Raw genomic sequence first — 21,815 nt, 5'->3', positions numbered from 1 at the left:
TATGAAAGGTAGTAGCTTGCGAGCTGCTACCTTTTTCAGTTCAATTATTTTGTATTTTTGAAAATGTACGCTATCTTTTAATTAGCATTTTTTAATGCTAGAAAGAAGTGAGATAAATTGAGCGAAAAAAAATCATTAGATCAGATTAAATTCTCTGTATTGGATTTAGCGCCAATTACACAAGGTGGCAATCCAGGCGAAGCATTTCAACATACAAAAAACTTAGCACAACATGCAGAAAAATGGGGGTATAATCGATTTTGGTTAGCGGAGCATCATAGTATGCCTGGCATCGCAAGTTCAGCTACTTCGGTTGTCATTGGATATGTAGCGGGGGCGACAGAAAGAATCCGAGTAGGTTCTGGTGGAATCATGCTTCCTAACCATGCCCCCCTTGTTATAGCAGAACAGTTTGGCACACTCGAGGCAATGTATCCAGGGAGAATTGATTTAGGATTAGGTCGAGCTCCTGGTACAGATCAAGTGACAATGATGGCATTACGCAGAGATCCTAGAAATAATGGGCAAGATTTTCCTCAGCAACTAGAAGAACTGCAAGGGTATTTGGATGTTGATTCGAGATTCAATAAAGTGAGAGCGATACCAGGGGAAGGGCAAGACATTCCGATTTGGTTGCTTGGTTCTAGCGGTTTTAGTGCTACTTTAGCTGCCCAATTAGGTTTGCCATTTTCATTTGCAAGTCATTTTTCACCTCAAAATACGTTGCCTGCTTTAGAGAGGTATCGCAACTATTTTGAGCCATCCTCTGTATTAGATAAACCATATGCGATGGTAGGGCTAAATGTTATAGCAGCTAATACTACAGAAGAGGCAAAAATTCTTTCTACATCTCATCAATTACAGTTTTTAAGTCTTATTCGAAATACGCCAAGTCAATTACAACCTCCAGTAGAAACGATGGAAGGGATTTGGACAACTTTTGAGAAAGAAAGTATTTTGAGTCAGTTGAAATCTACAATTATCGGAAATCCAGACGAAGTAAAAGAAAAACTTCAAGCATTTCTAGATGAAACGGATGCCGACGAAATGATTATCAATACAACGATATATGATCCAAAAGCTCGCCTGCGTTCATATGAGATAGTTGCCGAGGTAACGGGTATGAAATCTTTATAATGTATACCAGATTCTAATGTAGAATCTGGTTTTTTATTTTTAAGAGAGGCTTTAATCCAACTTTTTAGGGTATATATAGTAACAGTTAAATATAGTGTATGAAGGAGGAAAGATGGTTGATTCGATTTGAGAAGGTGTCCAAAGTATTTGAAGACGGTACGGAGGCTTTACATAATGTTTCCTTAACAATAGAAGAAGGGAAATTAACTGTAATTATAGGACCGAGTGGCTGTGGGAAAACAACTTTAATGAAAATGATTAATCGTTTAGTAGTGCCGTCTTCAGGAGAAATGTTTATAGATGGTAAAGCAGTTTCTTCGCTTGATGAGGTAAAGCTCAGAAGAACTATTGGTTATGTAATTCAACGTATAGGTTTGTTTCCACATATGACAATTGAAAAAAATGCATCACTTGTTCCAAATTTAATAGGGTGGACAAAAGAGAAAACTACCGAACGAATTCATGCACTTATGAAAATGGTAGGGCTTGATCCGGAACAGTTTTTAGGTAAGTATCCTTTAGAGCTAAGTGGAGGACAACAGCAGCGTATTGGAGTCGTAAGGGCTTTAGCTGGAAACCCGGAAATTGTTTTAATGGATGAACCTTTTAGTGCTCTAGATCCAATTAGTCGAGAGCAATTACAAATAGAAACAAAGTATCTGCAAGAGAAGATTCAGAAGACAATTGTTTTTGTCACGCATGATATGGATGAGGCTTTAAAGATTGCAGATACGATCATTGTAATGAGGAAAGGACAGATAGAGCAAATAGCCTCCCCAACCGAGTTAATAGAAAAACCGATTAATAATTTTGTAAAAGATTTCATAGGTATTGAGCGAATAAATAGAAGAAAGTCCCTTTCATTGCGAGAAATACAAGAGTTTACGACGTTCTTTGAAGAAGATAAGGAAACACCTTATTTAGAGGTAGATGCCACTTTATTGTTAGAGGAAGCAATTGCTTTACTAGATAATGATGCAGTGAAGAGCTTGTTAGTTAAAAAGGGAAATGAACCGCTAGGATATGTAAATCAATCCGTCCTTCTTCGTGCAATTATTGCAAAGGAAGAGGTGGTTTAGATGCGAAGCTTTATAGAAACTATTCAAAGTAGATCAGACTTAATCCAAGAAGCTTTTATTCAGCATATTTACTTATCTTTTATTGCACTTGCTATTGGCATTGCGATTGCCCTGCCATTAGGCATTTTCGTTGCAAGGTATCGCAAGTTTGCCGAACCGATAATTGGAATTACTGCTGTGTTTCAAACGATTCCTAGTTTAGCTTTATTTGGATTTCTAGTTCCTCTTATTGGGATTGGGGCTAAAACAGCATTAATTGCTTTAATAATTTACGCACTTTTACCGATTTTACGTAATACATATACAGGCGTTACAAGTATTGATGGCTCGATATTAGAAGCAGGTAAAGGGATGGGAATGACTAAAAACCAGCTTCTATGGCAAATTGAATTTCCTTTGGCCTTACCGTTTATTATGGCGGGTATTCGAACAGCAACTGTTTTAACTGTCGGAATAGCGACTTTAGCAACATTTGTAGGAGCAGGTGGCTTGGGAGATGTCATATATCGGGGATTGCAGTCATATAATAATTCTCTTGTGCTAGCTGGTGCCTTACCTGTTGCTTTATTGGCTATTTTGTTTGACTTTGCTTTGAAATGGATTGAGAGAAAAGCTACACCAAAAGGTATGAAAACAGGAGGATGAACGGGAATGAAAAGATCATTATTAACGATTGGGATTGCAGCATCTTTATTATTAGGGGCTTGCTCCAGCTCCAACTCAGAGGAAACACTCGTAATAAGTGGAAAGCCTTGGACGGAACAATTTATTCTGCCTCAAATATTAGGACAGTATATTGAATCGAAGACGGACTATAATGTTGAGTATAAAGAAGGTCTTGGTGAGGTAGCAATTATGACTCCTGCCTTAGAAAAGGGCGATATTGATTTGTATGTGGAGTATACAGGTACAGGATTGAAGGATGTGTTAAAGGAAGAGTCGGAAGTCGGTGAAAGCTCTGAAAGTGTTTTAGAGCGAGTGAAAAAAGGATATGAAGAAAAGTTTCAAGCAACTTGGTTAAGTCCACTTGGTTTTGAGAATACGTACACACTCGCGTATGCCAAGGATAAAGATTATGATGCAAAAACGTATTCGGATCTTGTGGAAGTTTCAAGAACTGGAAATATGGTATTTGGTGCACCTCATGCATTTTATGAGCGTGAGGGAGACGGCTATGATGACTTTATTAATTCGTACCCATTTACTTTCACAAGAACCGAAAGTTTAGACCCAAACGTCATGTATGAGGCAGTGAAAAATGGAGACGTGGATATTATTCCTGCATTTACAACAGATGGTCGAATTGAACGCTTTGAGTTACAAACAACTAAAGATGATCTAGGCTTTTTCCCTAAGTACGATGCAGCGCCGGTTGTTCGTTTGGAAGCATTGGAGAAGTTTCCAGAGCTTGAAAAAGTGCTAAATGATTTGGCAGGGAAAATATCTGAAGAAGATATGCTAAAAATGAATGCACGGGTGGATATCGATGGAGATAAGGCGGAAGATGTCGCACATGATTTCTTAGTGGAGAAGGGGTTAATTGATAAGTAGTAATTATCTCAATTTATTTACTAAAAATTGGTTAAGAGCAACAAAATAGAGTATGAGAGCAACTATTCATTATATAAAAGCAACCAATTGTGATATTAGAGCAACCAATCATATCAGTGAACAAACCCTAAAAGGAAAGAGGGTGACTTCAAAAAGTCGTTTTTAACGACCTATTTTGAGTCACCCTCTAAATATTTCCTACAAAAGTGATTTAAAGTTCAAGCGTTTATTTAAAGCAGTTATTACTGGAATACCAACTGCTAATACGACAAATTCACCAGCTGCAACAGTAAGCCATGTATAAAAGAAAGGTAATCCCAATGCTAGGTTTAATTCAATTGCAATGATAAACATTGTGACGGTAAAGAGTAATGTATTGAATATCATACGAGGAATATGCCCCTTAATATACTTGGATGCAAAAATAGTGATGGACAAAGTGATAATCGAATGTGCTACCCCAAAAGTTAAATCATATAAACCGAGTGGGGAAAACAGATTTGTTACAAATACACCGAGAACAATACCAAAAATATATTTTTTATTGAACACGACAAGGTGGTTAAACATCTCAGCTATTCGAAATTGTATTGCACCAAATGCAAATGGTGCCACCAGTAAAGATACAGCTACATATAAAGCAGCAATAATACCGCTTGTAGCAAGTGTTTTAGTTTTCATTATTCATTTCTCCTTAGTTTTTTTAAGTGGGAGGTTCACGAACCACGTTTGATAAATCACAATTGCTAATTCTATGACAGGGTTTGACATATGTCAAGGATTATAGAAATTCTATGTTAAAATAGGAAACAGTATTAAAAAAGGAAGGTTTATATGAAACATTTTTTTACATTACTAAGTGCATGCATGATTTTTCTCATTTTCGGCTGCACGACAGAGATGCAATCAGAAAAAACTGATACAAAAGTGGAAACGTCTGCCACCCAAATAAATCCTGGGAATGAATTGAGAGTTCATTTTATTGACGTGGGACAAGGGGACTCCATTTTTATACAATCACCGGATGGAAAAACTATGTTAATAGATGGTGGCAAGAGAGACTCAGGTAAAGAAGTGGTGGATTACTTACGCTCTCAGGGAGTGAAGAAGTTAGATTATGTCGTCGCAACTCATCCGGATGCCGATCATATAGGTGGTCTTCTTGCTGTGTTAAATTCCATCTCAATTAATCATTTTATAGATTCAGGGAAAATACATACATCACAGACATATGAAAATATGCTTCAGCTTATAGTTGATAAGAAAATCCCGTTTGTCGTGCCAGATAAAGGGGATAAGATTTCATTAGATTCTAATATGGATATTACTGTTTTTAATGTAGGAGAGGGATCGGATGATAATAATGAAGCTTCTATCGTGTTAAAAGTGCAATATGGAGAAGTATCATTTCTCTTAACTGGTGATGCGGATATTAAGGTAGAAAAAAGCATGATGAAACAATACAACCTGCAGTCTACTTTTTTGAAAGCAGGACATCATGGCTCCGACACTAGTACCTCAGAAGATTTTATTCGAGCAGTTAAACCAGAGGTCACAATCTTAAGTTATGGAAAAGATAATTCCTACGGTCATCCAAAGCAAGAAGTAGTGAACCATATTAAAAAAGTGAAATCCCAAGCATATGCAACAGCGGAAGTTGGAAATATTGTAGTAACGACAAACGGAGTTGATTATTCTGTTTCGACCCAAGACAGTCCAGACAAAGTGGAAGCGAAAAAAACGGTATCCACCCCATCCATCGTGATTTTGAATAAGGACTTACAAGGGGAGATAGTGGGTATAAAAAATACTGGGGATGAAGCCGTAAATTTAGAGGGCTGGCAACTTATCTCCACGGAAGGTAATCAAGTATTTACGTTTCCAAACATGGATTTAGAAGCTGGTAAAACTATCTATATTACAAGTGGTCCTAGTGCCAAGGAAGGTCATGGATACCTTCATTGGACAAAGAGACAGGTTTGGAGAAACGACGGAGATGCAGCTAGCTTGATAAATGAGAAGGGAGAGGTTATAAGTGAGGTCAAATAAGTATACATTAGATCGTTTTGATGGTGAGTATGCAGTATTTTTAAAGCATCCAAATGAAACAGAAAGCGTTCTCGTAGCTCGTGATCAGATAAAGGTGCCTTTAGAGGAAGGTGATATTGTCTCCATAACAGTTTTGGGTGATACGTATAAAATTGAATCTCATGAAAAGGAAACAATGGACCAAAGAGACAAAATTCAAAGCTTATTAGAACAATTAAAAAACGGTAATAAAGAATAATGAATTTTTCATAATTATTAAAACAAACACGATTAACATGAATTTTCGAACATTCATGTTAATCGCGTTTTTCGTGTTATTCGTGTTATTCGTGTTTGTTTTGGTGCCTGGCACCAGTAATACTGTTGTAATAATTGGTTAGAGGGATGTGTCATATAGGAAGTTTTGGACGATATGCTGTTTGGGTTCGTAAGTTTTTAGTGTATAGCCTTCTTTTTGAAGCCACTCGATAATTTGGGGTAGGGCTTTTGTTGTTTGGCTTCGGTCGTGTAGTAGGATGATGATGTCTTTATCACCTGATTTAAAGGCTTTTTCTACTCCGACTTTTACGTTTTTAACGATTTGGTTTGATTGTTTGTCCGTGTATTTCCAGTCCTGTGAATCTACGTCCCAATCCCATAGTTTGTAGTCATTTTTAATTAATTCATTTTTCATGGCTGTCGTTATATGGGGCTTGCTGCCGTATGGGGTTCGAACGAGTTTTGAATCCAACCCGGTCATTTCTTTTATTAGCTTGGTTCCTTCGTTCATTTCGTTAATAAAAGAATTTGCGGACTTGTAGACCTTGTTTTTATCATGTGTCATACTATGTGTTCCGATATAGTGGCCTTCTTTTACGACAGATTTGATAATAGAGGAGTTCTTTTTCATATTGTTTCCTAAAAAGAAGAAAGTACCTGGCACTTTATATTTTTTTAAAGTGGCATTGTTTACTGCTGTGAATTTATTTGGTCCATCATCAAATGTTAAGTAAATAGTTGCTTTTCCTGGTTTTGTTTGTGTTTGTTTAGATTTCAACTGTTGGTTTAAATATATTTCATATTCTGGATGAGACATACGAATCCAGTCATCTCTATAGATTCGCTGTGTTTTCTGTTTTGGAAAGTTTTCAATTTTATATCCTATTTCTGTAGCAATAAATTTAACACTAATGAACAGCTTTCCATCTATTCGCACAAATGGAACCGAACTAAGTGGCGTTCCATTTTTAGTAGTTATGTTCGATGTTTCGTTATAAATAATCTCTAAGTCTTGTTTTCGTATAAAAGTATTTCCTTTTTCTGTTTCATACGGAATATCTAAATAAGCTGCTATTTCTTCCAGCGGAACTTTCGTGTCTTCATTGATAACTTGTACATCACTAAAATCTAATAATTGATCATTAAAGCCAACATAATGTGTTTCTACTGCTGCTTGTCCAGTGGTTGTACTAAAAATAATAGAGATGAAAAGAGCTGCACATAGAATAGTAATTTTTTTTATGATTATAACCACCTGTTCATATATTTTTTGCCATCTAAAAAATATATGTATTTTGTAATCGTGGTATGCTTATATTAAGATGTTTACTAGGGGGGTGAGTGTAATGGCAAATCGATGTAAATTGCCAGAGAGCGCAACGTCTCATGCAAAGCCTATTTTTGGAAAGGCGATACTTTGCGTGGGGAGTCATTAAATAAATATTAATCGCCATTTCAACTTGTGGCTTTGCACCTTATTGAAAGTGATAAAAATAAGGGAGCGAGCGCAATGACTTATATAAAAGCGAATTCTGTTTTACCTGAGGAGCTTGTGAAGGAAATTCAAAAGTATATTCAAGGGGAAACAATTTATATTCCGAAACCAGAAAAGAGTTATAAACAGTGGGGGGCGCTTTCAGGAGAAAGAAAGCGTATTGACGAACGAAATGCCTATCTTAAGCAAGCTTATAAAAATGGGGTTCCGATGAATCAGCTTGCTACAGAACATTTTCTTTCTGTGGAAACTGTTAAAAAGATCATTTATTCTAAATAAATCAGGAGCTGGTGACCCTTTTATACAGGGTTATCAGCTTTTTATATGGCGAGAACATTTCATAGCCATCTTTACCATTTATAAAAAAAGTCATTTCCGCTACAATAAATTAGAAATGATTTGTTAAAAAGTGAAATAGGAGGGATGGAAATGAATCCTTTCATAAAAAGTGATCAATACAACTTTATTAAATATCAGACACAAAACTTAATTAATGGGCATGCAACTGTAAATGATCAAGCTGTATTAAATGCATTAAAGTCGCTAACGATTGAAAAAGTTTTAGGGCTGTTCGAAGAGTTACATGAAGATCAAAAACTATTGCTAAATCCAATAGTTGAAGTAAAGGAAAAATCAGATGCGGAATTGTTTTTGGAGCAAATAAAACCCTATGTAGTTCCTTTTAGAGAAATAAAAGAACAAACAATAAAGAAATTATTTCCAAAAGCAAAGAAACTAAAAATGCCTTCATTAGAACAAGTAGACTTTAGTGAAATATCTTATTTGGGATGGTTGGACAAAGGGACGAATAAAAAATACTTAATAGTAGAACACCATGGTAAGCTTATAGGGATTTCCGGTGGCTATAAAAATTCCAACAAAAAAGGAATATGTACTATATGTAATCGCTTTGAAGAGATTGGTATGTTTACTTCTGCCACAAAAGGTGCGACACAAGACGCCTATATTAAAAGAGGGAACTATATTTGCCAGGACAGCCATAAATGTAATCAAAATTTAGTTTCCCATGACAAACTAGATGAATTTGTAGAATTAATCATCGGCTCTTAAATTGTATGTATAACCAAAACAAACGTGAATGTTTAAACATTCACGTTTTTTGGTGCCAGGCACCTAAAATATAATTGTCATATAAGGAGGATTTATAAATGGAAAATGAAATGCTGAAAATATTTGATGAAAATAGATTAGAAATAGGAACAGCGACACGAGAAAAAGTTCATCAGCTTGGATTGTGGCATGAAACGTTTCATTGTTGGTTTATTTGTAGTGAGGAAGGGAAAGGGTATATATATTTACAAATTCGAAGTGAGACTAAAAAAGATTATCCTAGTTTACTAGACATTACTGCGGCTGGACATTTAATGGCTACTGAAAATGTGGTTGACGGTATACGAGAGGTACGAGAAGAACTTGGAATAGAGGTAACTTTTGACGAGCTCGTTCCGCTCGGTGTAATAAACTATTCCGTCACAACAGGAGAACTTATAGACAACGAGTTAGCAAATGTCTTTATATATAATAATAATGTAAATTTTGAAGACTTTAACCTCCAAGTAGAAGAAGTTTCAGGAATAGTAAGGGCAGATTTTAAACAGTTTACAGCACTTTGGAGGAATGAAGTTCTTGCCATTGAAGTCGAGGGATATCAGTTGAATGAATTAGGAGAAAGGATTCCACTAAAAAAAATAGTTGAAAGGGACTCCTTTGTTCCACATGAGGACTCTTATTACAAAGCAGTTATTTTAGGAATTCAAGCACTTCTATGACATAATAAAACCAACTTCCTTAAATAGAAAGTTGGCTTTTATTTTATTCTAATATTTTTATAGTTACAGATTTACGGCCCCATTTATATGCCTCTTTTTTAGAAGAGAAAAATACATCAATTTTGTTTCCCTTAATTGCACTACCTGTATCACCAGCAATAGCATAGCCATAGCCTTCTACATACACTTTTGTGCCAAGCTTGATAACTTCAGGGTCGACTGCGATTACTTTTATATCTGGATTACGCTTTAAGTTAATTCCTGTACTTGTAACACCTGAGCAGCCATTGCAATTTGCAGTAAAAGCGCTCGCAGATACAACAATTTCTTTTGCAACCTTGTCCTCTGAATCGGATCTAGAAGGATTTTTTGTTTTTTCCTTGCCTGTTATTTTAAGTTTTTGTTTCGCTTTGATACTATCTGATTTTAAGTTATTCCAAGACTTTAAGTTGGCGATTGATACATTATACTTTTTGGAAATAGAATATAAAGTTTCGCCTTTATTTACTGTGTGAACGGTAGTAGCTGCGAAGCCTTGTGTTACTCCGCTGACTAATAGTACGATTGTGATTATGAGTGATCCAAGAATTTTCTTCAAATACTCTACCCCTTGCTATTTAGTCTAATCATATATTAGCAATATATTGTTACAGGAATATTACGGTAATTTACCAATAGCATTACAAATAGTAGATATATTGTTGCTATATTATGAATCGTGTATATTGGAAAAGTACTATCGAAAGAGGGCTGATTTCAATGAAATTTGTAAAATGGATAATTTTAATAGGGACTTTATTATTATTGCCGTGGTTATTTTGGTTTATGTCTGATGATAAACAACGTAACATTACTGTAATAAATAAAACAACTCCGCATGGGAATATTAGTGAACACCAAGGATTCTTTTGGCTACTAGACTATTTGAAAATAAATAATGAAAAGAATAAAAAATATAATCCTTCTGAAGATTATTATGGCTACACTTTTGAGGACAACGAATACATTGAAAAACCACTTCCTACGAATTTAGCAGGTTCGGATTTTATATATGTAATAGATACATATGGTGTAGACGAAAAAGATTTAAAAGGTGGATTAACAAATGAAGAGTGGACATCCATTCAATCAGCAAATGAGGATAAACACTCAACTCTAGTAGTAGAATATAATTCAATTTCTAATAATGTAAGAGATAAAGCATCCAAATATTTGGGTATTAAACAAACGGGTTGGATTGCTAAGTATGGCAAGTCATTAGCACTGAATGACGGAGAGGTACCGAAATGGGTTGTAAATGCCTATGAAAAAAATAATAAAAAATGGAGTTTTGATGGAGAAGGTGTTATTTTTTATAATGAATCCTCAGAAGAAGTTGAAGTGCTTTCGGTGAATGAAGGGACTCTTCAAAAACACGGTTTATTATTCAAAACTACCCAACAAGGTGAAGAAACGTTCTCTATAAGTAAAGCGAGTATGTATAATGGTTGGTTTGACATTATAGATTCAGAGGCAGATGCTAAAATACTTGCAGAATTTGAAATAGATACAACGGAAAAAGGAAAAAAGATACTCCAAAAAATCGGGATTTCCTCCAACTCACCAGCTATTGTAATGAAAAAACAGAATGCAGCGAATAGCTATTACTTTGCAGGTAATTTCAGTACAGTAGAGAAAATTCCAGGAATCTACCAATATAAAGGGTTCACTAAAATTAGAGAAATGTTGACTGTAGATTTTTTATTTCCGGGAGAAAGTTTCTATTGGCAAGTTTATGTACCTATTATGACATCTATCCTAAAAGATATAGAATCTTTTGAGCAAGAAAAGATGGTGGATAAGACACAGACATTGAGCACTGTGAAAACAAAAGAAGGGTTAACATATAATAGTCGAATTTCAAAGGATAAGTTTGAAGTGTACAGAAATAATAAATGGGAAACGATGACGATAAAAGGTGTGAATCTTGGAATGGGAAAACCAGGAGCATTTCCTGGAGAAGCTGCTATTACAAGAGAAGAATATGCACGTTGGCTTGAAGATATCGGTGAGATGAATGCAAACACCATAAGAGTATATACTCTGCATCCTCCGGCATTTTATCAAGCACTGAAACAGTATAATGAGACGCATGAGAAACCTATCTATGTATTTCATGGGGTTTGGATTGATGAGGAACCATTGGAGGAAACACTAGATGCATACACACCAGAAATTACAGAAGCTTTTCAAAAAGAATATAAACAAATGGTTGATGTGATTCATGGTAATGCAGTAGTTCCGGAAAAGGTAGGCCATTCGCATGGAACATACGATTCAGATATTTCTCCTTACGTAATCGGATGGATGCTTGGAATAGAGTGGTATCCTCCTATGGTAGATCATATGAGAACTACTTATACGAATCTTTCACAGTTTGAAGGTACTTTTATAAACACACAACAAGCGGAAGGCTTTGAAATTTGGTTGGCCGAGCAAATGGATACATTAATGACATACGAAGCAGATCAATATAATTGGACGCGACCAATGAGTTTTACAAATTGGGTACCAACAGATAATTTAGAACAGCCAGCGGAACCATTAGAAATAGAAGATTTGGCTTCCGTTGATCCAAATCATATTACGATAAAAGATGGGTTGGAATTGCCTGGCCTGTTTGCATCCTATCATGTTTATCCATACTACCCGGACTTTCTGAATTTAGAAGAAAAATATACCGAATATATTGATCATCGTGGAAATAAAAACAGTTATGCAGGTTATTTACATGATTTGAAAGCGAGTCATTCTATGCCTATTCTGATAGCAGAATTTGGCGTTCCTGCTTCTCGGGGAATTACTCATTTGAACAAATTTGGATGGAATCAAGGAGGACATTCGGAGAAAGAGCAAGGGGAAATTTTAGTCTCTTTATATGACGATATTTTAGAAGAAGGAATGATGGGAGGACTCATCTTTACTTGGCAGGATGAATGGTTTAAACGTACGTGGAACACAATGGATTTGGATGATCCAAACCGACGTCCGTTTTGGTCTAATCTACAAACTAATGAACAAAACTTTGGGTTACTAAGTTTTAATACATTAAAAATAAAATTGGATGGTAACTCCAAGGATTGGGAAGGGATTGAACCAATTTATGAATCTACTGTTGGACCAATTCAATCTGCTTTTATCACGCATGATGAGGCGTATTTGTATATTAGATTGGATAAGAAGCCTACTAAAGAGAGTGACTGGTTTAATCAAAACGAAGTGAATATTCTATTCGATGTAACGCCAAAAAGTGGAAAGGCTGTAATAGAAGGTCAACCAGATATTCAAATAGACCGACCAGCTATCGATTTTTGGGCAAATATACAAAATAAAGAAAGTGCGAATTTATACGTAGATGCCTATTACGATTCGTTTCTTTACCAATATGGACATGTATTACAATTGATTCATGAAAGGGAGCCTATACCAACAAAAAGTACTGGAGTATTTAACCCAATACGTTATGCTTTGAGTAAAGGATTAGTAAGACCAGACACGGGAGAAGAGCTGCCATTTGAAAGCTATGAAACTGGAAAAATGCAGTATGGAAATAGTAATTCGTCAGCAAAGGATTATTATTCATTAGCTGATTATTATGCTGATCCTAAAACAGGTGTATTAGAGATGAGGATTCCCTGGTTATTATTAAACGTGAAGGATCCAAGTTCAAAAATAGTCCTATCAGATTTATATAAAGACGGACTAGAAACTAACTTAGAAATAGAGGATTTAGGCGTTGCTTTTACCTTTAGAAAAAATGGTAAATTGCACACCTTTCCAAAAATGAAGGATGGGGTAATCCCTTTTAAGTCTGTAGCTCGATACAGTTGGGATAAGTGGGAAGCACCACAATCAAAGGAACGCTTAAAACAATCTTATTATATTCTCCAAGACAAATTTAAAGAAGTAAACTAAAAAAAATAGGGCAGTCCCATAAGTTATTGAAAAACGACTTTTGAGGGCAGCCCTTTATTTTATATATTATTCTATGGGTTTTCCAAAGCATAAGCTCGGCGGACGAATTCGAGCGCCTTCTTAGATAAAATTAGGACACTTTAGTTGCGAAAGTGCATCCAAATTGTCCTATCTAGATGAAACAAGCGAGATGGAGTTGTCTAAAAAACTAAAAAGTAGAGTGGGAACTTTTAAAAAACCCTTATTCTACTTTTTAATTTCTAGAAAATCGTTGAAAAAGGTGACACTCCGGCGGCGGGAATAGCGTTAGCCGAAGACCCCACAGTTGAGGGGAAGGCAATCTAAGAGTTCGCTGCATCCTGCTCCTGCGCAAAGCTCGTCGCAAAAGAACTTTTGCGGCAACGATTGCATGACCAACATCGTGTTGGCCTAGGAGGCTGAGGAAACGCCCCCGGAAAGGGAGCCATTTTAATGATTTTCTTTCTTTTGGGATAGCCATATTTTTTATTTGGAATCTGAAGATATTCCTTTTCTATCCATTTTTCCCCATTCCGCCTCTTTTCTACGAAATGATTTAATCAAGCCCTCAAATCGCCAAATAACTAGAAGGGGACGGAACCAAAAGGACTCTGTTAATGCCCAAAAGAATAACAATAATAAATGCTTCACCTTTGGATATTTAAACATAGTAAGCTCCTCTAGAAGAATAGATAAAGCTGAGATGAATGATCCGTAAAGCATTGTAACCAATAATAGTATTGTTACAATGTAAGGATCTAAAAAGCCAAAAAATACTCCACCAACTATTAAAATATATCCAATCAATTCCATAACTGCACCTAATAATTCGACTGTAAAAAAATAAGGAAAGCCGATGAATCCGAGTAGTCCATATTTGGGGTTTAAAAACATCTTTTTATGTGCATTTAATGTTTCTGCTAAGCCTCTTTGCCATCTAATTCTTTGAGATTTCAATACTCTAAAGGAGTCAGGTGCTTCCGTCCAACAAACTGGATCGGGAATATATTTTAATTGAAGATCGAGTTTTTGCTCTTTAATAATTCGATGTAGGCGAACGATAAGTTCCATATCTTCACCTACAGTATCCACTTTATATCCACCCGATTTTATCACCGTATTTTTATGGAATAGACCAAATGCCCCTGAAATAATAAGAAGCTGATTAATTTTAGTAAATCCAAGTCTCCCAATTAAAAAACCTCTAAAATATTCCACGATTTGCAAGATGACTAAGGGGTTCTTAGGTAGATCAATTGACTCCACCTTACTTCGCGAAATGGTAGTCCCATTTGCAATTCGTACGGAACCACCAACTGCAACCGTTTTACCTTCCGAATCGATTATTGGTTTCATTACCTTCAATAAAGCATCATTCTCTAATATAGAATCTCCATCGATTGCACAAAAATATGGATACTTGGATACATTTATACCGCAATTTAAAGCATCTGCTTTTCCACCGTTAGTTTTTGAGACGACCATAACGGTTGAATAAATTGTCGAACGATAAGAGGATTGTATCTGTTGGGTTTTCATATGTTCTCGAACAGCCAGTTCTATTTTTTCTAATTTAAACTCTTCGATTAATTTTAATAACGTTCCATCTTTTGAACCATCATCTACCACAATGATCTCATATTCAGGATAATTGAGTGCTAACAATGAACGAACAGTGCTAACTACTCCAACTTCTTCATTATAGGCAGGAACAATGATGGAAACTGGATATGTTCTTTCGCTCACTGCTATATCTTCAAGTGATTCCGTCTTAATAAGTCTTCCTTCACGCATAACATTTTTCATGGAAAATAAAAACAAGACGATGTAACTAATTGAAGTAAATCCCATATAAAATATGATGAAGTAGGAGGTTACTTGAAATAAGAAAATAACAATATCCTTCATTCCTTACTTCCCCCTTTTTTGGAAGTGATCCATTGTACTGCCATATCTCTTGCATATAAATCGGAATGATTCTTTGAAAGAAAATAAAGTTTATCCTCTCCGAATATTTGAAGAATGGATTCTGCAGCCGCATTACGAACCCACCATTCTCTATCTCCCAATAATTTAACTAAAAATGGCTCAAAGACTTCCAACATTAGTACTCCGGAAATACGACAACTGAACATTCTTTCTTGCCATGAAGAGGATTCGAAAAATGGGATGAGTAGTTCGATATTGCTTATATAATTCAACCTATAAAGGCCTTTAAGCGCTTGTATACGCATTTCCAAATTTTCATTTTGTAATTCATCTTCTAATAATGGTTGGTAACGTAGATTTTTTGTAAGCCCAATAAAGGAAAGAATGGCAATCCTGCACATCGGATTATAGCTTTCTTTACTCAGTTTTATAGCATTTCCAAAAGTATCCTCATTCAATCTACTAAATACATCTAAATAATGTTGTAATGTTGCAGTTCTATCTCTATTTAAATAATCAACAATGGAAAGGTCATTTAATGCTGCAAGTGCTCGGACAGTTTGATTCTTTTCCTCATCCCACACTTTTAATTTCGATAAGTGGTCTTGGAGAAAAGGCTTTAACGATATAAGTTTAAAATCCTCGATGAAGTATAGTGTATTTACTCGTGTAGACCAAGTTCCTTTTTTCATTCGTTTTAAATAGGTTTCAGCGAATATAGATTCTGCTGCTTGCTCGAGTTTCTCTCGTATATGCGCATCTTTAACATCTGTAAATGTTTCACTAAAAATACGTTCTGCCACTTCAAAATTCGCTCTAATTACAAGGGCCTTAGGTATCATCCAGTTTTCTGACATTAGATAGTCCACAAAAAGCTCTAGATTGTCTTCATACACTTTGTCTTGTCTATCATTCTCTCTGTTTCTGAGCCACTTTCTAATGCATAGCAGAGCTAATAATAGTAATTGAAATCCTAAAAGAATACCAATAACCCAATAGAAGTAAATCATTTCTATAATCATACAAACAACCTACTGGCAAGGCGTTGAATTCGAGCGAGTACTTCCTGTGGATGGAAAGGCTTAACTAAATAATCGTCTGCACCTCTTTTTAAAGCATGTAAAATATCTTGATTGCTGTTTCGGGAAGTAAGCATTGATATGATGATACGGTCGTTTGGATACTCTTCTCTTATGTGATTTAAAACTTCTAAACCATCCATTTTAGGCATTACAACATCTAAAAGGAGGATATGATAATCTGTTGGATGATACCAATCAGAGTGTATAAACTCATACCCGTTATCATATACAGAGACTTCTATATGAAATCGAGGGGATTTCCATGATAGAAATTGTTTTTCTAGCATCGTTCTACTCAGTTTGTTATCATCTACAATAATGACGCGGACGATTGGCATAATAGACTCCAAGTTCATATTATTATATGAAATACATGTTGGCTCAGTGGATTGCTTGGCAACACTCAAAGCCTGCTTGCCATTCACTACTAGCTGCTGAATATGGTTATAAGAAGAGTTCCATTCTGCAACACCTGATACAATTTGAATATGAAAGCTTTGACCATCTTTATAATAAGTGTTAGAAACAAAGGTTTTATTTAATTTGTCCAATTTTTCAAGTGCTTCTTTCTCTTTAGTTGTTGGATGAAGGAGAGCAAAGGTTCCCCCGTGTAATCGATAAAAGCTTTCTTTGGATTGAATGTTAGTGTGCATCAATTCACTAAAAGTGCTTAGTATCTCATTTGTATAAGAAAATCCAAAGTCTTTATTCATCTGTTGTATATGATGTACTTCTATTATTGAGATGGAAAAAGTGGTGCCTTCATTATTAAAATTGTCTATTAAATCGAGCGCTTTCTTTTCAAAGCTTGCATAGTTAAGTGCACCTGTAAGTGGATCAATCGATTGAAGGTGCTTAATAAAATTTCGATGTGATAAAAAGTTTGAAACGATTGCAAGAAGGAGATGGTTTCCTTGTCTAGGATGTATCATATCCGCAGCTCCATGACGGATGAACTCCGTTTTTATCGAAGAAAATTCATTATTAAAATTCAATACAATTATTGGAATAAAACGGACTTGAGCAGTCTGCTTCATTTTATCTAAAAAAGAAAGAGTCGAAGAATCAGACATATTTGCTGAAATACAACAAACATCAATTTCGTTTGTATTAAATAAGTCAATTCCTTTTTCAACATTAGGTGCTACTAAGATTGTGTAGCCTTCCTTTTCTAAGTCGTCTTTAATAGAAGATACTTCCACTAAATCTTCTGCAATTAACAAAAGAAGTCCCAGTTTGTTGTGAGAATTAATAGTTGAGTTATTAGTGAACAACTGAAAACCTCCTTACATATTATCAATATTAGTTAATGAAAGAACCATTCCACTCTATTTCACCTTTAAACACTGTAGTAGCAGGTCCGGTCATAAATACTCCATGATCAGAATATCTAATTATAAGCTTCCCACCTAAAAGATTTACTTCAATATCTGTGTCAAAATCACAATGACCATTTAAGACTGCTGCAACAACAGCAGCGCAAGCTCCTGTTCCACAAGCTAATGTTTCTCCACTGCCACGTTCCCAAACACGCATATTAATAGAAGTGCGACTTACTATTTCAATAAATTCAGTGTTCACACTCTCAGGGAAGACAGGATTAAATTCGAAGGTTGGACCTACTAATGGAAGATTAATAGATTCTATATTTTCAGTTATAATTACGCAATGAGGATTTCCCATAGATACAGTAGTAATATGGTAGTTTTCATTTTCAATCGTAAATGGCATATTCACTATATTTTCAGTTTGATCGATTAAGATAGGTAATGCGGAAGGATCTAAATTCGGTTTTCCCATGTCAACAGTTGCAGAAGTCATTTTGTTATTATCGGCAAAAACTTGAATAATTTTTACACCACTTAAAGTATCAATATTCATCTTATTTTTCGGGACAATCTGATGATCATATAAATACTTTGCAACACAACGAATGGCATTACCACACATTTTACCTTCACTACCATCCGCATTAAACATTCTCATTTTTGCATCCGCAATATCAGATGGACATATTAATACAACACCATCTCCACCAATTCCAAAATGTCTATCTGAAACTAAACGACTAAGTCCTTCAGGATTTTCGATCATGTTTTCTAAACAATTTATATAGATATAATCATTTCCACAGCCATGCATTTTTGTAAATGTAATATTCATTATTTGAAATCTCCTTATTAATACAATTTCATTCATTATAGTTACTACAAACCAACATGGTCAATGGATGACTATAGAAAAAACAGTCGCAAAAGAAGATATTATTGCGACTGCCATTATTTTTTTATGGTGTTTTTGTATTAAAGGTTTCTCCACCTTGAATTGTTCCGTTTTCAAAACCTTTATAGAACCAGCTTTTTCGTTGTTCTGAAGTACCATGCGTAAAACTTTCGGGAACGACATAACCTCTTGCTTGCTTTTGCAATGTATCGTCTCCGACAGCACTTGCTGCAGTCAATGCTTCTTCTAAATCACCTTCTTCTAAGTAACCTAATCCTTGTGCATGCTTAGCCCATACACCCGATAAATAGTCAGCTTGAAGTTCGAATCGGACAAGGTATTTATTGAATTCCTCTTCGCTCAATTTTTGGCGCAATGGCATTACTTCTTCCGTTGTTCCCAAAAGTGTTTGGACGTGATGTCCCACTTCATGAGCTATCACATATGCCATCGCAAAATCACCAGGAGCATTGAATTTTTCTTGTAATTCCTGATAGAAGCTTAAGTCAATATAAAGCTTTTGGTCACCTGGACAATAAAAAGGACCTACAGAGGCTCCCGCTGCTCCACATGCTGAATTTACACTGCCCGAATATAGTACAAGCGTCGGTTCCACATATTCCAGACCGTTTTCCTCAAATATTTCTGTCCAAACCTTTTCGGTATCTGCTAATACTACCGATACAAATTCTGCTAATTCTTTTTCTTGTGCACTTTCTTCATAGGGGATTGTACTTGATTGTTCCGAAGTTCCAAGATTTCCAAGAAGATCACCCGGATTCCCGCCAAGAAAGGAAAGTATAATTACAATAATTAATCCAAGACCCCCTCCAACACCGGCTATCGCTTTTCCTCCGCTCATACCACGCCGGTCTTCTACATTAGAGCTTTTAGCTCGTCCCTTCCATTTCATTTATCTCACTCCTTTTCATCAGACTGTTGACAAACGCTTTATCCTACCATGAGATCTTACAGTCTGGGGAGGCCTTTGAAAACTGTCTTTATCAACAAACGGAAATACATGTATATTGTCTTTATACCCAAAATTTATAAAATTAGACATCCAACTTGGATGGTTTGGATTATAATGTAATAAAGGGGAGTGTTTATCATGCTTATTAAACCGAAAATGCTTCGAGCTGGGGATAAAGTAGCGACAATTAGTTTGTCATGGGGTGGAGCTGGAGAACCTGAATTGAACTGGCGATATGAGCAGGGTGTCGAACGATTAGAAAAGGTTTTTGGGTTAGAAGTAGTATCTATGCCAAATAGCTTAAAGGGTGCGGAGTATTTATATGATAATCCAAAAGCACGAGTAGAGGATCTGATGAATGCATTTAAGGATCCTACCATAAAAGGGATTGTTTCTAATATCGGTGGGAGTGAAAGTATCAGACTATTACCTTATATTGATTTTGATGTCATCCGTAATAACCCGAAGATTTTTATAGGTTATTCAGATGCAACAGTAACTCATTTATTTTGTCATAAAGCTGGAATTTCATCATTTTATGGCCCTGCAATACTGACAGACTTTGCTGAAAATGTAGAGATGCATGCGTATACGGTGGAGGCTGTGAAAAAGACTTTGTTCACAAATGAAGTAATCGGAGAAGTTAAAGCAGCGCCTGAATGGACGAGTGAACGATTAGAATGGCTTATAGAAAACAAAGATAAACAACGTAAAATGAATCCAAATCAAGGCTATGAATTGCTGCAAGGCTCTGGAGTCGTGCAAGGAAGATTAATCGGAGGATGTATTGAGGTTTTAGAGTTTGCTAAAGGAACCTCTCTATGGCCGGAAGAGTCGTATTGGAAAGACAGTATACTATTCTTTGAAACTTCAGAGGACCTACCTGAGCCATCTTATATTGAATATTGGCTAAGGAATTATGGCTCGCAAGGAATTTTGCAAAATATAAAAGGAATAGTTTTTGCAAAGCCTCAACATGAGAGATATTATGAGGAATACAAAGAATCTATATTAAGAATAATGAAGGAACTAGATTTGAATGAGTTACCAATACTTTATAATTTAAATTTTGGTCATACGGAACCGAAATTTATTCTTCCATATGGAGCGATGGCTGAAATAGATTGTGAGAGAGTAACTTTTTCTATTTTAGATAGTGGAGTTGAGTAATTGTGTCTTCTTATATTGTAGTAGGTGGTGGGATATTAGGTGCTTCCACTGCCTATCATCTTGCAAAACATCATGCGAAAGTAATTCTCGTTGATCGAAATGATTTAGGACAGGCATCTGAAGCGGCAGCAGGAATTATATGCCCGTGGATTTCCCAACGAAGAAATAAGAAATGGTACGAGCTTGTGAAAAATGGTGCTAAATATTATAAGCAGCTCGTTGGAGAGTTGGAAGCATTAGGGGAAACATCTACTGGCTATAAAAAGGTAGGAGCAATAGCACTTCAGAATGATGAAAAAAAACTGCAAAAAATGCTTGAGCGAGCATTGGAAAAAAGAGTGGATGCACCTGAAATCGGCGAGTTAAAAATACTGTCTCGTGATGAGACGCGAGCATTGTTTCCACTTATTTCAGAGGACTTTACGTCGTTGTTTGTGGAAGGAGCAGCCCGTGTCGATGGGCGAGCTATGCGAGATGCATTAATTCAAGGGGCACAAAAGCTAGGGGCACAAGTGATTAGTGGAAATGCAGAGTTTTCTAATGGAGTTCTATTAGTAGATGGAAATCAAATAGATGCGGATGCAGTCATTTTAACAGCTGGTGCTTGGGGAAATGAAGTTCCTTCAACACTGGGAGTTAATATGAAGGTGAGCTCTCAAAAAGCCCAAATCATGCATTTTAAGATAGAAAATGAATCAACGGGAGATTGGCCGGTTGTTCTTCCTCCGACGAACCAATATTTACTAACCTTTGACAGTGGAAAAGTGGTGGCTGGTTCCACATATGAAGAAAACACCGGTTTCGATGTCCGTGTGACTGAGGCAGGTAAAGTAGAGTTATTAGAAAAGGCAACATATATAGCGGAATCTTTGGGGACTGCAGTAATTGAGGAAGTGCGCGTAGGGTTTAGGCCTTATACACCAGAGTTTCTACCCGTTATTGGGAAGTTACCTGGATATGAGACTATTTATTTTGCAAATGGATTAGGTGCTTCTGGATTGACTGCAGGGCCATTTGTTGGAGCTGAATTAGCTCAGTTAGCATTAGGGAAAAAAACAGTATTGGATTTAACCGCATACGCACCAGTTTAAATTATAAAGAGATGGG

The 21,815-nt window shown here is 36.0% G+C and carries 20 protein-coding genes and 1 riboswitch; of the genes, 12 read left to right on the top strand and 8 right to left on the bottom strand.

Features of this window, described 5'->3' with window-relative positions; genetic code table 11:
* Positions 1-117 precede the first annotated feature (117 nt).
* The 4 genes from P2Q73_RS18640 (at position 118) to P2Q73_RS18625 (ending at position 3,767) form a co-directional block, all read left to right on the top strand.
* Positions 118-1,137 (top strand): LLM class flavin-dependent oxidoreductase, encoded by a 1,020-nt coding sequence (locus tag P2Q73_RS18640; protein WP_056833171.1) that lies wholly within the window; start codon positions 118-120, stop codon positions 1,135-1,137.
* Between the two features lie 116 nt (positions 1,138-1,253).
* A complete protein-coding gene (locus P2Q73_RS18635; RefSeq protein WP_056833173.1) occupies positions 1,254-2,216 on the top strand; it encodes an ABC transporter ATP-binding protein in 963 nt (320 codons plus the stop codon).
* Positions 2,217-2,861 (top strand): ABC transporter permease, encoded by a 645-nt coding sequence (locus P2Q73_RS18630; protein WP_056833175.1) that lies wholly within the window; start codon positions 2,217-2,219, stop codon positions 2,859-2,861. It begins immediately after the preceding gene.
* A 6-nt stretch (positions 2,862-2,867) separates the two neighbouring features.
* Entirely contained in the window at positions 2,868-3,767 is a 900-nt protein-coding gene (locus tag P2Q73_RS18625) for a glycine betaine ABC transporter substrate-binding protein (RefSeq protein WP_275789934.1), read from the top strand.
* Between the two features lie 198 nt (positions 3,768-3,965).
* Here the strand turns inward: P2Q73_RS18625 and P2Q73_RS18620 are convergent, their stop codons facing one another.
* A complete protein-coding gene (locus P2Q73_RS18620) occupies positions 3,966-4,448 on the bottom strand; it encodes a QueT transporter family protein (protein ID WP_275789931.1) in 483 nt (160 codons plus the stop codon).
* A gap of 7 nt (positions 4,449-4,455) precedes the next feature.
* Positions 4,456-4,500, bottom strand: a riboswitch (PreQ1 riboswitch).
* 101 nt (positions 4,501-4,601) lie between these two features.
* Here P2Q73_RS18620 and P2Q73_RS18615 point away from each other — a divergent pair.
* On the top strand, positions 4,602-5,816 hold the full coding sequence (locus P2Q73_RS18615) for an MBL fold metallo-hydrolase (RefSeq protein WP_275789928.1): 1,215 nt from the start codon (positions 4,602-4,604) through the stop codon (positions 5,814-5,816).
* On the top strand, positions 5,803-6,054 hold the full coding sequence (locus P2Q73_RS18610) for a DUF3006 domain-containing protein (RefSeq protein ID WP_275789926.1): 252 nt from the start codon (positions 5,803-5,805) through the stop codon (positions 6,052-6,054). The genes P2Q73_RS18615 and P2Q73_RS18610 overlap by 14 nt, the downstream gene beginning before the upstream one ends.
* 138 nt (positions 6,055-6,192) lie before the next feature.
* Here the strand turns inward: P2Q73_RS18610 and P2Q73_RS18605 are convergent, their stop codons facing one another.
* The gene (locus P2Q73_RS18605) at positions 6,193-7,329 is read right to left on the bottom strand and encodes a polysaccharide deacetylase family protein (RefSeq protein ID WP_275789923.1); all 1,137 of its coding nucleotides are present in this window, start codon (positions 7,327-7,329) and stop codon (positions 6,193-6,195) included.
* Positions 7,330-7,584: 255 nt separating this feature from the next.
* Between P2Q73_RS18605 and P2Q73_RS18600 the strand changes: the two genes are divergently transcribed.
* The 3 genes from P2Q73_RS18600 (at position 7,585) to P2Q73_RS18590 (ending at position 9,359) form a co-directional block, all read left to right on the top strand.
* Complete coding sequence (locus P2Q73_RS18600) at positions 7,585-7,848, top strand: CD3324 family protein (protein ID WP_056833186.1); 264 nt, start codon at positions 7,585-7,587, stop codon at positions 7,846-7,848.
* A gap of 150 nt (positions 7,849-7,998) precedes the next feature.
* Positions 7,999-8,640, top strand: a complete 642-nt coding sequence (locus P2Q73_RS18595; protein ID WP_275789920.1) for a FusB/FusC family EF-G-binding protein — start codon at positions 7,999-8,001, stop codon at positions 8,638-8,640.
* Between the two features lie 98 nt (positions 8,641-8,738).
* A complete protein-coding gene (locus P2Q73_RS18590) occupies positions 8,739-9,359 on the top strand; it encodes an NUDIX hydrolase (RefSeq protein WP_275789917.1) in 621 nt (206 codons plus the stop codon).
* A 43-nt stretch (positions 9,360-9,402) separates the two neighbouring features.
* Here the strand turns inward: P2Q73_RS18590 and P2Q73_RS18585 are convergent, their stop codons facing one another.
* Positions 9,403-9,957, bottom strand: a complete 555-nt coding sequence (locus tag P2Q73_RS18585; protein ID WP_056833192.1) for a 3D domain-containing protein — start codon at positions 9,955-9,957, stop codon at positions 9,403-9,405.
* A 161-nt stretch (positions 9,958-10,118) separates the two neighbouring features.
* On the opposite strand from P2Q73_RS18585, the gene P2Q73_RS18580 reads away from it, so the two are divergent.
* Entirely contained in the window at positions 10,119-13,313 is a 3,195-nt protein-coding gene (locus P2Q73_RS18580) for a hypothetical protein (protein ID WP_275789912.1), read from the top strand.
* A gap of 504 nt (positions 13,314-13,817) precedes the next feature.
* On the opposite strand, the gene P2Q73_RS18575 is transcribed toward P2Q73_RS18580, so the two are convergent.
* From P2Q73_RS18575 to ypfJ, 5 genes are all read right to left on the bottom strand, one after another.
* Positions 13,818-15,239, bottom strand: a complete 1,422-nt coding sequence (locus P2Q73_RS18575) for a glycosyltransferase family 2 protein (RefSeq protein WP_275789910.1) — start codon at positions 15,237-15,239, stop codon at positions 13,818-13,820.
* Entirely contained in the window at positions 15,236-16,282 is a 1,047-nt protein-coding gene (locus P2Q73_RS18570; RefSeq protein WP_275789908.1) for a HEAT repeat domain-containing protein, read from the bottom strand. The genes P2Q73_RS18575 and P2Q73_RS18570 overlap by 4 nt, the downstream gene beginning before the upstream one ends.
* Positions 16,279-17,616, bottom strand: a complete 1,338-nt coding sequence (locus tag P2Q73_RS18565) for a response regulator (protein ID WP_275789906.1) — start codon at positions 17,614-17,616, stop codon at positions 16,279-16,281. The genes P2Q73_RS18570 and P2Q73_RS18565 overlap by 4 nt, the downstream gene beginning before the upstream one ends.
* A 28-nt stretch (positions 17,617-17,644) precedes the next feature.
* The gene (gene dapF, locus P2Q73_RS18560) at positions 17,645-18,505 is read right to left on the bottom strand and encodes a diaminopimelate epimerase (RefSeq protein WP_481747170.1); all 861 of its coding nucleotides are present in this window, start codon (positions 18,503-18,505) and stop codon (positions 17,645-17,647) included.
* 124 nt (positions 18,506-18,629) lie between these two features.
* Positions 18,630-19,478, bottom strand: coding sequence for a KPN_02809 family neutral zinc metallopeptidase (ypfJ, locus tag P2Q73_RS18555; RefSeq protein ID WP_275789903.1), 849 nt, complete (start codon positions 19,476-19,478; stop codon positions 18,630-18,632).
* A gap of 198 nt (positions 19,479-19,676) precedes the next feature.
* On the opposite strand from ypfJ, the gene P2Q73_RS18550 reads away from it, so the two are divergent.
* On the top strand, positions 19,677-20,708 hold the full coding sequence (locus P2Q73_RS18550) for a S66 family peptidase (RefSeq protein ID WP_275789900.1): 1,032 nt from the start codon (positions 19,677-19,679) through the stop codon (positions 20,706-20,708).
* A 2-nt stretch (positions 20,709-20,710) separates the two neighbouring features.
* Positions 20,711-21,799, top strand: coding sequence for an NAD(P)/FAD-dependent oxidoreductase (locus tag P2Q73_RS18545; RefSeq protein WP_275789896.1), 1,089 nt, complete (start codon positions 20,711-20,713; stop codon positions 21,797-21,799).
* The last annotated feature ends 16 nt before the right edge of the window (positions 21,800-21,815 follow it).

The sequence above is a fragment of the Bacillus sp. Cr_A10 genome, from assembly GCF_029222665.1.
In the GTDB taxonomy this organism is placed as follows: Bacteria; Bacillota; Bacilli; order Bacillales_A; family Planococcaceae; genus Psychrobacillus.
This window is presented reverse-complemented; position numbering and strand designations above follow the sequence as displayed.

What these genes read in the sequence shown, in the direction of transcription:
- P2Q73_RS18630 (WP_056833175.1), top strand. Translation starts at nt 2,217, where the DNA reads ATGCGAAGCTTTATAGAAACTATTCAAAGTAGATCAGACTTAATCCAA.
- P2Q73_RS18625 (WP_275789934.1), top strand. Translation starts at nt 2,868, where the DNA reads ATGAAAAGATCATTATTAACGATTGGGATTGCAGCATCTTTATTATTA.
- P2Q73_RS18620 (WP_275789931.1), bottom strand. Translation starts at nt 4,448, where the DNA reads ATGAAAACTAAAACACTTGCTACAAGCGGTATTATTGCTGCTTTATAT.
- P2Q73_RS18615 (WP_275789928.1), top strand. Translation starts at nt 4,602, where the DNA reads ATGAAACATTTTTTTACATTACTAAGTGCATGCATGATTTTTCTCATT.
- P2Q73_RS18600 (WP_056833186.1), top strand. Translation starts at nt 7,585, where the DNA reads ATGACTTATATAAAAGCGAATTCTGTTTTACCTGAGGAGCTTGTGAAG.
- P2Q73_RS18595 (WP_275789920.1), top strand. Translation starts at nt 7,999, where the DNA reads ATGAATCCTTTCATAAAAAGTGATCAATACAACTTTATTAAATATCAG.
- P2Q73_RS18590 (WP_275789917.1), top strand. Translation starts at nt 8,739, where the DNA reads ATGGAAAATGAAATGCTGAAAATATTTGATGAAAATAGATTAGAAATA.
- P2Q73_RS18580 (WP_275789912.1), top strand. Translation starts at nt 10,119, where the DNA reads ATGAAATTTGTAAAATGGATAATTTTAATAGGGACTTTATTATTATTG.
- P2Q73_RS18575 (WP_275789910.1), bottom strand. Translation starts at nt 15,239, where the DNA reads ATGAAGGATATTGTTATTTTCTTATTTCAAGTAACCTCCTACTTCATC.
- P2Q73_RS18570 (WP_275789908.1), bottom strand. Translation starts at nt 16,282, where the DNA reads ATGATTATAGAAATGATTTACTTCTATTGGGTTATTGGTATTCTTTTA.
- dapF (WP_481747170.1), bottom strand. Translation starts at nt 18,505, where the DNA reads ATGAATATTACATTTACAAAAATGCATGGCTGTGGAAATGATTATATC.
- ypfJ (WP_275789903.1), bottom strand. Translation starts at nt 19,478, where the DNA reads ATGAAATGGAAGGGACGAGCTAAAAGCTCTAATGTAGAAGACCGGCGT.
- P2Q73_RS18550 (WP_275789900.1), top strand. Translation starts at nt 19,677, where the DNA reads ATGCTTATTAAACCGAAAATGCTTCGAGCTGGGGATAAAGTAGCGACA.